This window comes from Mongoliitalea sp. (genome assembly GCF_054166905.1).
The window spans coordinates 1-10,908 of record NZ_JBSZCK010000041.1 but is presented as its reverse complement, the minus strand read 5'-3'; the positions used below and the strand labels follow the sequence as shown (position 1 = coordinate 10,908).

Sequence of the window (10,908 nt, the reverse complement as noted above, 5' to 3'; positions counted from 1 at the left end):
GTGAAACCCATACGGAGATCTTTTAACCGCAGAGTGCCCAAAGTTTTTCGCAGAGTCCGCGGAGGCAGGGAAGCTATTTTTTTGATAGTGTTGAAATGTCGAATGATGAACGCCGAATTTTGAATGATGAAGTGGTGGTTCATTGTTCACTGCCAACTATTCACTGTTCACTCCCCACTTTCCTCCTTTCTTTCCCGTATTATATTTTTGAACATTCGATTTTCGATAGACACCCTTTCCTGCTTTGTATGAAATATACTGATGTGAAATAAGGCTTATCTAAGCTCCACGATAATTTTAGGGTAGGCAACAAAAGGAGATTGTTTTTAAAGTTCAATTTTCGTGAACATTGGTCTAATCACCTTATTTTTACGTTTCATTCTTCTTTCCAAGTCTCCCCGCTTTCTTCAGTGCTTCATGGATGATCCATTCAATTTGACCATTGGTGCTGCGAAATTCATCTGCCGCCCACTTTTCCACAGCCTGCATCATCTTCTCATCCAATCGTAGGGCAAATGGTTTCTTAGCTGGCATGATTTCCTCCTTTTAATTCTTTAAACTGCTCGATCGCCTTTTTCATTTCTTCCGGCTCCTGAGTGCCAAGTAGAAATTTTTTGTCTTTCAAGTGGACCACTAGTCCATGCTTTCCTCTGACATTGTAGGCCCACATATTGAAATTGTAGCGAATACCCCAGCCTCCAAATTTGAAAATGGAATTATACTCGATAAGTTCAAGGTTATAGATATCCTTTATTCGGTATTTTCTCGTGTTTATCAATGGAAAGTAGCTAAAGCTCAAGCCATTTTCATCGATTCTGGTTTTCAACTGCATGGATCCAACTAAGACAAATACTAATCCGATAATAAGTATTGGTATTAGGATTTCCATGCTATTGATGGGTTGATTAGCAATATTATAAGCAGTTATGCCAGTCACAAAAATTAGGACTCCCCAAACCCAAGGTTGGTTAAATTTTTGTGTCTCTTTGAAAATATACCTAGCCATGATCTACTTTATTTTTAAAACCCAATCAGCAATATCTTGAATCACCTGCTCAGACACAAATGCTTGATCAGCATATGCGTCCATGCCGATCTTCCCATTGGAAGGGCGCATCAAATGGTCCAAGTTGGGGTAGGAGATAGCCTTTGCTTTCGGCAATGCTTTTTTCCACCCATTAAAATCATCCATGGTTACCTGATAGTCAGCTTCTCCTTGCAGGATGAGTATAGGGATGTTCAGGGTTTGGGCAGTTGCGACTTGGTTATAGGCTCGTAGAGATTTCCAGTATGAGGCGGGTTGACTTAATGGCAAATCTTCGTCAGAAACTTGCTCACCTGCTTCCAGTCTCTCCAAATTTCCAACCTTCTCTGCTAGCTCAGCCAATACCTTGTCCTTGGATGGGTTGCCTTCCAATAATTTCCCAAATTGCTCTACAATCAATGCCTCTAAGGGTCTGGAGTTACCGGCCATAATGATGATGCCCGAAAGTTCCGTTTTGCTCGCTATGCGTGGGGCGAGCATACCGCCTAAACTATGGCCCAAGAGATAAATCTTTTGAAACTCACCTGACTTTCTCGCAAATTCAATGGCTGCCACTGCATCTTCTACCACCTCTGTATCAATAGTCATCGCTATGCCTTCGTCCTGAATTTGTTGAGCAGCAGCAAAGGTGCGCTTGTCAAAGCGCAGACTTGCAATTCCCATACCAGCCAACCCTCTTGCCATGTCCTGATGGGGTCGGTTGGGGCCAACCGTGGTATGCCTGTCATTGGGACCACTGCCCGAGATAAATACCAATAGAATCCCCGAAGGATTATTGGTGGGTTTCGTCAGCGTACCTTTCATGGAAAAAGTGCCCGATGGAAAGCTGATATCTTCTTCTTGATAGGCCTCAGGCTTATCGTAATGGGCTCTTTTTTCTGAGTCACTTGGTGGGGTTTGTGCTTGGAATGGTTGGAAGGCTATGCCTGTCAATACGCTTTCAGTATTGAAAACAGCTATAAAAGCCAAACTCATAACACCAAATTTGATGGGTTGGATGATTTGAACTGATTCCCCGACGGTGTTTTCTATGGGATCTGCTAGCTCTTCCGAAGCTTTCCCTAGTTGCGTTTCCAGTTGAGTCCATATACCCGCCACTTGTTCCGCAGGAACTGCTTTGAGCAACTCTTCCGAAGCATAATTGGCATATAAGCTTGCCTCTCCTTTTTTTAATTCCAGCAGCATTGCTCGCGCCACTTGCTTGAAATCTGTTTGGGCAAACACAGGATTGCTCCAACCTAGCAGGATAATTACAAGGAGAAATAAAGGGAAATTATAGATCGTTCGTTGATTCATAGTTGATAAAATTTTTCGTATGAAATTAATCACAGTTTATTTGGGAATAAGTTCCCATTGCTCGATGATTGCCTGGATTTCCTTGGGTTTACGGGTACTGAATACATACTTTTTCTTAGCTGTTTGCATAATTACAATGTGATCAGTGTAGAATAAATAGGCAGTTGTCTTTCGGGAAAACCGAACGCCAATTCCTCCATATTCAAGTAATCCATCTGATTTTTTCACTTCGATGGATTGGATGTCTTCTACATTGAATTTCTTCCAGCGATTGATGAAGGGAAGGCTTCGAAATGCTATGCCATGAGCATCTACTCGAAGTTGCAGGCGGATATTCATCAGCAGGGTAAAAGCAGTCAGCATAATTCCGAATACAATGAGGATGACCTGCCAACCATCTTCTCCTAATTGACCGACTGCATACAAGACAATCAATAAGAGGAGTGTGGGGATTTCCAAGAGGATAATCGCCCACATGATGATAGTGCCTCGCAGATTTAGCTCCTCCTTGACAATCATTCGATTACTGATTGAGCGTACCCACATTCAGGACGGGGCTTGCAGCTCTATCCGAACACAAGACCACCATCAAATTACTCACCATGGCTGCTTTTTTCTCTTCCTCAAAGTCCACAATGCCTTTCAATTTCAAATCTTCCAGGGCCATTTCCACCATTCCAACAGCACCATCCACGATTTTTCTTCGGGCGGCTACGATGGCCGTAGCCTGCTGTCGTTGCAACATGGCAGATGCGATTTCCTGTGCATAAGCCAAGTGGGAAATCCTAGCTTCGATCACTTTGATTCCCGCATGATGCAGGCGCTCGGAGATTTCTGCCTCTAGTGAATGGTTGACATCCTCTACACCCGAACGTAAGGTGACCTCCGCATTTTCAGCTTCAAAGTCGTCGTAAGGGTACTTTCCTGCCATCTTTCGCACGGCAGCATCCGTCTGAAGGTGAACAAAGTTTTCATAATCCTCTACATCAAAGGTGGCTTTGAAGGTGTCTTCCACTTGCCATACGACGATGGTTCCAACCATAACAGGGTTTCCAATTTTGTCATTGACTTTGAGGGGTTTGTTTTCAAAGTTTCTCACTCTGAGTGAAATCTTTGTTTTGGTCATAAATGGATTGACCCAAAAGAATCCATTGTCCTTGACGGTTCCTTTGTAGGCGCCAAATAAAATCAGCACCATCGCCTTATTGGGCTGCAAGGTGAAAAACCCGGGAAGGATTAGTATAAATCCCAGCGTAGCAACTACCCCAAGCAAAATCTGTTTGTTTGCAAAGGAGATTCCGATGGTGGGTAAGAGGGCTATTGCGATAAAAATCATCAAATAGCCAGAGAGTGGTTTGGTTAGCTTTTCCATATTGGTATGATATTGAAATGATATCATGGTAATATACTGATTATTGAAAATAAAGGTTGGGTTTGGAAACAAAATTTTTTCTTGCGTTAAATATAATTATCCGCAATTGCTTCATATTTAGGACACTATAGATACTATTTATTGCGGATAATCGACCACAGTCAACTGCCCACAGTCAACAGATACCTGAAAACATAATGAAACTATTCATTTGCTTAGCTACTAAAAAAGGTTAGCATGAAGGCAATAGAAATTAAAGCGAGAACGGATAAAAATGGGAATCTATTGATTTCTGAAAGCCTTAACATTTCAGACAAAGAAGTTAGAGTCTTAATATTTGTCGATGAGCAGGAAGATTTAGATGAACTATCGTGGCTTGAGTCACTTTCGAATAATTCTGCTTTCAGTTTTTTATCCGAACCCGAGCAAGATATTTATACCTGTAAAGATGGAAAGCCGTTCAATGATTAAATACACAGTAGTATTGGTTCCAATCCTAAGTCTTTAATCCAAAGAAAATTGAGCGTAATGCCTTTACATTATCAACATAAAGTAAAAAATAAATTAAATGCACTGTTGGAGATTTGAAATTGTCTATGAAATTGATCATTCAACAGTAGTCATTTTTTTACTTTTTTGAACATGTTCTCTCAAACAAGCCAGAACATCCCAATGAAGACTCGTGTGAATTTTATGAGATTAATCTATCTAACGCTAAAAAATAATTATCTAAAGATTTTTTTAATTTATTTGGAGATGTCGTTTTTTTTTTTTTTTGATTTGTTTACAACCAAAACAACATATAATTATCAAGCAATTTAATCTGATCACGTGTGGATGCTTTCTGGCTGCAAGTCTTATGTTAGGTTTTGGTTCTATTGGACAAACAATAGAACCAAATAAGCATCCGGTTCAAACAAAATGCGTAGCGACTACTTCTGATGGTAGGGAAATTACAGTTGGTTATGCTAACGATTGTGATTTAGGAGGAGAAGGGTGTATAGATATATCCTGTACTGGGGCTCCTGCATCTGTAAATTAATGTTAAATAGGGTCAGTTTTACTGACCCTGATTTCAAGCCTATGAAATTATATATTAAACTAATCGTCGTAACTTTTCTTTTTTGGACATGTTCTCCCAAAATGGAATCTTCAGCTGTTGATGCGGAATTAGGGAGCAATGGTAAAAAAGATGAAATTGATTTGTATGCATTATTCGATGATTTTGATTTTTATCCTTTAGTGGAAACCAATCATTTTTCCGATGAAATCAAGGCAATTAAAGTAACAGGAAAAGAAGTTTTTTTTATTGAAAAATATTCGGGAAAGGTATTTAAGCTTAATCTAGACTCCAATAATTTTTCTTCATTATTAAGGTATGGGTCAGGTCCGGGAGAAGTACAAGAAGTGTCAACTTTGCAAATTTTTAATGATAGGTTATTTGTATTGTCCAAGCCACAAAATAAGATAATGGTATTTTCTTCCAATGGAAATTTATTGGATGAGAAGAAGTTAGGGTTTTTCCCTTCGGATTTTTCCTTGCATAAAGGTAATCTGTTTTTCAGGAATGGCTTTTTTGAAAATTCAGGATATTTTTTGAGAAAAGCAGATTTTGATTTTGAAAACATAGACATGGTGGAAGAATATCCCGTGATCAAAGGTCAAATGGATTTTGCATATACGGGTCATTTGCAGGGAGGGTATTATTCATTTCCTTTTGATACTAAAATTTATTCGATTGATGATACCAATGATAAAGAAGTGATTCGGTTTTTAGTCCGAAATCCAATGCCTCCTGATGAAATTTTTGACCATCAAAAAATCAATACCTATTTAATGGATTTGGAAAATCCAAAGAACTACCTAAATAAGTTCATTTATGGAAATAAGGAAGGTTTTTTCCAATTCTCTATAGACAATGAAATTAAATACGGAGTTTTACTCCGATCAAATGAATTTTATGGAACTAATGATTTTTTAACTGAAGGAAGATTGTTTTTACTTCTTGACCTTCCTTTAGCGTATAGTGATGGCTACTTTTATTGTGGAATGAACCCAAGATTCAAAGATTGGTTTTTGAGAACAGATGTAAGGGAAAAAATTATAGCGTATTACCAACAACGAAATAGTAAGTTTGCAGCGTTTTTAGCAACGTTAACCGAAGACTCCCCGCCAGTAATCATTCGGTTTAAACTCAAAGGAGCATATGGTTGATTGTATCACTGCGCCTTCGAATTTAAAGCGGAAATGGATGTAGAAAACTGGTTTGTAAACGCCATTGGTCTTTTTATCAATAAGCCCGAACAGCCCAATCAGGAAGTGAATGAATTGTATCAGATTAATTTTTAGAGGGTAAGAAATAATTAACTAACAATGTTTTCGTTATACATCGAAACATATTCTCTTCAATTATTCAAACATCTAATTTAGAATGGCATGAAAGGCTACTTATTGATTGTTAGTGCGATGCTTTTAACTTTTTTCGTCCAAGCACAAAATAATTTTTCTGTTGGTGTCCAAGGAGGAATCTCTGGCTTGAGGGCGACTACCATTCCAACTCAACAGGATTTGGGAGGGTTTCAAGCGCACAGATCCGTTGATGCGAATGTACAGGCCTTTTTTCGGTATTATTTTTCACCCACATGGGCACTCCGGTCATCGGTGGGAATCATGGGGTTGAGTACTGAAGAGGAATACTTGAATAGTTCTTATGGGCGAAAAAACAGAGGCATTCATCCCGCTGTAGGATTGTCTTTGGACCGTTTTTTTGAATTGGGTGCTGGTACTTATGGTATTATAGCATCATTTGGAATCAGCAGCGTATTTCTGAATGATAAGGCTGGATGGAGCCGACTGATACAAAGTGAGGAAGGTGTGAGGATTGGTAGCCATGTATTTGCGGATGCTACTGGAAATCGTACCACTTTATTGGCTCATGATGTTAGTTATAATACAAGAAATACATCTCTTTTGTGGCATTTAAGACCCGAATTAGGTGTTTACAGAAAAATAAATAATCACCGTCTTTCCCTGTCACTGATCGCAGGTCTTGCGCTAGGTCAGCCACTTTATGTGCATGATTTCCGTTCTATCTCTTTGTTGGGTGATTTTTATTCCGCAAAACACCAATTTTCTGGTTCCTTCTTAGGCCTTCAAGTCGGCTATGAGTTTTTGTTTTAACCACTCATTTTTTTTAAACATCATATCCTTGCTATTGCCTAGTGGTTTCAAGTTTTGAAAAATGATGAATAAGTATAAAAAAAACCTTTGAGATTCCTAACATCTCAAAGGTCTTATGTCATTATTCATTTGTTTTTAGGAAAGCCCCAATCATCTTTTAAAGAATAAGAGATTATCCTATTTGCATCTAATATTTCGCTGCTCCTGTCTATCAAAGGTAGAAGGCATATATCAATTTATTTCGCGTACTTGTACTGAGCTTGTCGAAGTAAGCATATATCATCCTTTTTTCCACAAAATTAAAATCATGTTGATTTATTTTAAGCTAAAATCGCCCCTATTTCATGAACGAGTAAATAGTTTTTTTAATATTTTCCAGCCATTATACAAGATAATTATAATTAGAGCTAGTAGTGCCAAAAAAATAATTGATATAACAAAGAGATAGATATAAGTGTCGATATAGTTTTTCACACTATTTTTCGTTTAGGGCAGAAAATAAAACCATGTTACATTATCGAAGCATGCGGCAATTTTTATCTTGCTATAGTAACCCTTGAAAACTACAAAAATAAATCCATTGATCCAACGAATATATATTACAGTGTACCATACTACAAAACTTCTGCCTTAAAGCCTGCGGAGAAAGATAGTTTTTTGGTTGCTTACGATAGTGCAAATAAGGGCTTTTCTAAAAGAGATGGTTGTATACACGAACTCTCCATTAGGTCCCCAGAAAATCTACGTTAAAGGTTATGTGCAATTTGAATAGTCAAAAAAAAGACCTTCGAGATTCCTAACATCTCAAAGGTCTTTTTCTTATTTTAAATAACCAATCATAAATGATCCTTTTTCTATAGAAGGAAAATCGGCTATCCTACATACCCCTAATATTTCGCCGCTACTTGTGCTGAGCTTGTCGAAGCAGGCATATATCAATTTATATCGCGTACTTGTGCTGAGCTTGTCGAAGTAAGCATATATGTCTTTCTATCCCCACAATCTCTCCAAAAGTCTAATCTCTCGCTTCTAATCTCTCGCTTCTACTTAAGTAAGCATTCCTCCATCCACTTGAAGCACCTGTCCCGAGATATACGAACTCATTTCCGAACCCAAGAATACACAGGCATTGGCAACTTCCTCTGGTTGGCCGCCACGCTTCATTGGGATACCATCTCTCCAGCCTTGAACGGTTTTCTCATCTAATACCGCCGTCATTTCTGTTTCGATAAATCCAGGTGCCACGGCATTGCAACGGATATTTCTGGAACCCAATTCCAAGGCTACCGATTTCGTGAAACCGATGATTCCAGACTTGGAAGCGGCATAGTTAGCTTGACCAGCATTTCCTTTGATACCTACCACGGAGGTGATGTTGATGATGGAACCAGCTTTGGCTTTCATCATGGTGCGGGTAGCAGCTTTGACGGTATTGAAACAAGATTTTAAATTTACACCTATCACTTCATCCCATGCCTCTTCTGTCATCCGCATCAACAAATTATCGCGCGTGATGCCCGCATTGTTGATTAAAATATCCAAGCTTCCAAAATCAGCCACGACTGCATTCACCAATTCTTCTGCTGCTTTGAAGTCGGAAGCATCCGAGCGATAGCCTTTGGCTTGGATGCCAAATCCTGCCAATTCATTTTCCAAGGCCTGTCCTTTTTCCACACTGGAAAGGTAGGTAAATGCTACATTGGCGCCTTCCTGTGCATAGCGGATGGCGATGGCTCTTCCGATTCCTTTAGAAGCTCCGGTGATCAGAGCGGTTTTTCCTGATAGTAATCCCATGAGAATATTTTTTTAAAAACAATCGCCAAATATACATATTTGAGGGCCATACCCCAAATCCTTTGATTTTGCGACCTTTGGGCAATTGCCTTTCATTTTGGCAGGCTTTTCCAAGGAGGCTTCTTATATTTGCTTATCAGAAACAAAATAAACTCAAATAGATATGCTGAAAGGATTTTTCAATGTGCCTACTCCGCACAATGAGCCGGTCAAAAATTATGCACCGGGTTCCCCTGAGAGAATAGAATTACAAGCCATGCTTCAAACCTTGCGTTCTCAGCAAATCGATGTGCCTATGTACATCGGTTCGGACGAAGTTAGGACCGGCAAGACCCGAACCATGTCTCCTCCTCATGACCATCAGCATATTTTGGGTCAGTTTCACGAGGGTGATGCCTCTCATGTAGAGCAGGCCATCAATGCAGCTTTGGGAGCAAAGTATGCGTGGGAAAATATGGAATGGGAGCAGCGTGCAGCGATTTTCTTGAAAGCAGCCGATTTGATTGCAGGCCCTTACCGTGCCAAATTGAACGCAGCAACCATGCTCGGTCAGTCCAAAAATGCCTATCAGGCGGAAATTGATTCTGCTTGTGAAATCATCGATTTCTTGCGCTTCAATGTCAAATACATGACAGAAATCTATGCGCAGCAGCCTCCAGTATCTGGCAATGGTGTATGGAATCGTTTGGAGCAAAGACCATTGGAAGGCTTTGTATTCGCTTTGACCCCATTCAACTTTACCGCAATTGCAGGAAATCTTCCTACTTCAGCAGCCATGATGGGGAATACCATCGTATGGAAACCAGCTTATACGCAGATTTACTCTGCCAATGTCTTGATGGAAATTTTTAAAGAAGCGGGTGTACCGGATGGTGTCATCAACTTGGTATACGTAGATGGACCAACTGCCGGAGATGTGATTTTCAATCATCCTGAGTTTGCGGGTATTCACTTTACAGGCTCTACGGGTGTGTTCCAGCATATCTGGAAAACCATCGGTACCAATATTTACAAGTACAAGTCTTATCCAAGAATTGTCGGAGAGACAGGAGGAAAGGATTTTGTCATCGCTCATAAATCTGCCCATGCAAAGGCAGTAGCTGTAGGTTTATCCAGAGGAGCGTTTGAATTCCAAGGACAAAAATGTTCCGCTGCTTCCAGAGCGTATATCCCTTCTAATATCTGGGAGGATGTGAAAACATACTTGTTGGAAGATTTGGCAAGCATGAAAATGGGTGGTACAGAGGATTTTACCAACTTTATCAATGCGGTAATTGACGAAAAGTCATTTGATAAAATTGCCAAGTATATCGATAATGCAAAATCAGCTCCTGAAGTGGAGGTGATCGCTGGAGGTACATACGATAAGAGTAAGGGGTACTTCATCGCACCAACGGTCATCGTTACCAAAGATCCTATGTATGTGACCATGCAGGAAGAAATCTTCGGTCCTGTATTGACGATCTACGTGTACCATGCAGAGCATTACGAAGAGGCCTTGGAATTGGTGGATCAGACATCCCCGTATGCATTGACAGGAGCTGTATTTGCACAAGACAGATATGCACTGGAATTGGCTACCAAAAAATTGAAGAATGCAGCTGGTAACTTCTATATCAACGACAAACCTACCGGTGCGGTTGTAGGACAGCAGCCATTTGGAGGAGCGAGAGCTTCCGGTACCAATGACAAAGCGGGTTCTATGATCAACTTACTCCGCTGGGTATCTCCGAGAACAATTAAGGAAACCTTTGTGCCGCCGGTGGATTATCGTTATCCGTTTTTGGGTAAGGACTGAGAAGCGAGAAGCGAGAGACGAGAAGCGAGAAATTAGACTCAAGAATCAAGAGACAAGAACCAAGAAACAAGACTCAATACTCGAGAATTTATCGTAGAAGAGAGAAGGCTTGGGATCTTGGGAATAGACGTTTTTTGATTAATAGACCTTTGAGATTTTTGAAATCTCGAAGGTCTTTTTTTATATGCTGGATGGGACTCACAGATACAGGAGATTGAGCAAATTTGAAACAGCTATCATTTATCTTTCCTGCGTTTTTGAAAACCGCGACTTTGCGCCTTGGCTTGTGCCGTGAAGTTACAGCTGTCTGAATCGGCTGTGGCATGCTGTATTTGAGATGATACAAACCGTTTGATTAAGGACGGTCGAAGTATCGATAACGCTGTTCAGGCGGGGTTATCAAACCGCCCAGAGCTGCAAAAG

General features: G+C 40.1%; 10 protein-coding genes. 4 read left to right on the top strand and 6 right to left on the bottom strand.

All coding sequences use genetic code 11. The annotated features are described in order from the left end of the window. Window positions 1-369 precede the first annotated feature (369 nt). Genes ACXIUD_RS16710 through ACXIUD_RS16690 form a run of 5 tightly spaced genes read right to left on the bottom strand, consistent with a single transcriptional unit; the run spans window position 370 to window position 3,713 of the window. Entirely contained in the window at window positions 370-534 is a 165-nt protein-coding gene (locus ACXIUD_RS16710; protein WP_458053792.1) for an Arc family DNA-binding protein, read from the bottom strand. Next, window positions 524-1,006 carry a hypothetical protein gene (locus ACXIUD_RS16705; protein ID WP_458053791.1) on the bottom strand — a complete coding sequence of 161 codons (483 nt, stop codon included), beginning with the start codon at window positions 1,004-1,006 and terminating at the stop codon, window positions 524-526. The genes ACXIUD_RS16710 and ACXIUD_RS16705 overlap by 11 nt, the downstream gene beginning before the upstream one ends. 3 nt (window positions 1,007-1,009) lie before the next feature. Next, window positions 1,010-2,341, bottom strand: a complete 1,332-nt coding sequence (locus ACXIUD_RS16700) for an alpha/beta hydrolase (RefSeq protein ID WP_458053790.1) — start codon at window positions 2,339-2,341, stop codon at window positions 1,010-1,012. Window positions 2,342-2,377: 36 nt separating this feature from the next. Then, on the bottom strand, window positions 2,378-2,860 hold the full coding sequence (locus tag ACXIUD_RS16695; protein ID WP_458053789.1) for a hypothetical protein: 483 nt from the start codon (window positions 2,858-2,860) through the stop codon (window positions 2,378-2,380). A 4-nt stretch (window positions 2,861-2,864) separates the two neighbouring features. Beyond that, the gene (locus tag ACXIUD_RS16690) at window positions 2,865-3,713 is read right to left on the bottom strand and encodes an SPFH domain-containing protein (protein ID WP_458053788.1); all 849 of its coding nucleotides are present in this window, start codon (window positions 3,711-3,713) and stop codon (window positions 2,865-2,867) included. Between the two features lie 237 nt (window positions 3,714-3,950). Between ACXIUD_RS16690 and ACXIUD_RS16685 the strand changes: the two genes are divergently transcribed. The 3 genes from ACXIUD_RS16685 (at window position 3,951) to ACXIUD_RS16675 (ending at window position 6,893) form a co-directional block, all read left to right on the top strand. Next, window positions 3,951-4,184, top strand: coding sequence for a hypothetical protein (locus tag ACXIUD_RS16685; RefSeq protein ID WP_458053787.1), 234 nt, complete (start codon window positions 3,951-3,953; stop codon window positions 4,182-4,184). 612 nt (window positions 4,185-4,796) lie between these two features. Then, window positions 4,797-5,927 carry a 6-bladed beta-propeller gene (locus ACXIUD_RS16680; RefSeq protein ID WP_458053786.1) on the top strand — a complete coding sequence of 377 codons (1,131 nt, stop codon included), beginning with the start codon at window positions 4,797-4,799 and terminating at the stop codon, window positions 5,925-5,927. Between the two features lie 222 nt (window positions 5,928-6,149). Next, a complete protein-coding gene (locus tag ACXIUD_RS16675; RefSeq protein ID WP_458053785.1) occupies window positions 6,150-6,893 on the top strand; it encodes a hypothetical protein in 744 nt (247 codons plus the stop codon). Window positions 6,894-7,940: 1,047 nt separating this feature from the next. Here ACXIUD_RS16675 and fabG read toward each other — a convergent pair. Continuing rightward, a complete protein-coding gene (gene fabG, locus ACXIUD_RS16670; RefSeq protein WP_458053784.1) occupies window positions 7,941-8,687 on the bottom strand; it encodes a 3-oxoacyl-[acyl-carrier-protein] reductase in 747 nt (248 codons plus the stop codon). Between the two features lie 163 nt (window positions 8,688-8,850). Here fabG and pruA point away from each other — a divergent pair, with 163 nt between their 5' ends. Then, window positions 8,851-10,485: an L-glutamate gamma-semialdehyde dehydrogenase gene (pruA, locus tag ACXIUD_RS16665; protein WP_458053783.1), complete on the top strand. Its 1,635-nt coding sequence runs from the start codon at window positions 8,851-8,853 to the stop codon at window positions 10,483-10,485. The last annotated feature ends 423 nt before the right edge of the window (window positions 10,486-10,908 follow it).

Excerpts from the sequence above, each read along its gene's own strand:
- ACXIUD_RS16710 (WP_458053792.1), bottom strand. The coding sequence starts at position 534 with ATGCCAGCTAAGAAACCATTTGCCCTACGATTGGATGAGAAGATGATG.
- ACXIUD_RS16705 (WP_458053791.1), bottom strand. The coding sequence starts at position 1,006 with ATGGCTAGGTATATTTTCAAAGAGACACAAAAATTTAACCAACCTTGG.
- ACXIUD_RS16700 (WP_458053790.1), bottom strand. The coding sequence starts at position 2,341 with ATGAATCAACGAACGATCTATAATTTCCCTTTATTTCTCCTTGTAATT.
- ACXIUD_RS16695 (WP_458053789.1), bottom strand. The coding sequence starts at position 2,860 with ATGATTGTCAAGGAGGAGCTAAATCTGCGAGGCACTATCATCATGTGG.
- ACXIUD_RS16690 (WP_458053788.1), bottom strand. The coding sequence starts at position 3,713 with ATGGAAAAGCTAACCAAACCACTCTCTGGCTATTTGATGATTTTTATC.
- ACXIUD_RS16685 (WP_458053787.1), top strand. The coding sequence starts at position 3,951 with ATGAAGGCAATAGAAATTAAAGCGAGAACGGATAAAAATGGGAATCTA.
- ACXIUD_RS16680 (WP_458053786.1), top strand. The coding sequence starts at position 4,797 with ATGAAATTATATATTAAACTAATCGTCGTAACTTTTCTTTTTTGGACA.
- ACXIUD_RS16675 (WP_458053785.1), top strand. The coding sequence starts at position 6,150 with ATGAAAGGCTACTTATTGATTGTTAGTGCGATGCTTTTAACTTTTTTC.
- fabG (WP_458053784.1), bottom strand. The coding sequence starts at position 8,687 with ATGGGATTACTATCAGGAAAAACCGCTCTGATCACCGGAGCTTCTAAA.
- pruA (WP_458053783.1), top strand. The coding sequence starts at position 8,851 with ATGCTGAAAGGATTTTTCAATGTGCCTACTCCGCACAATGAGCCGGTC.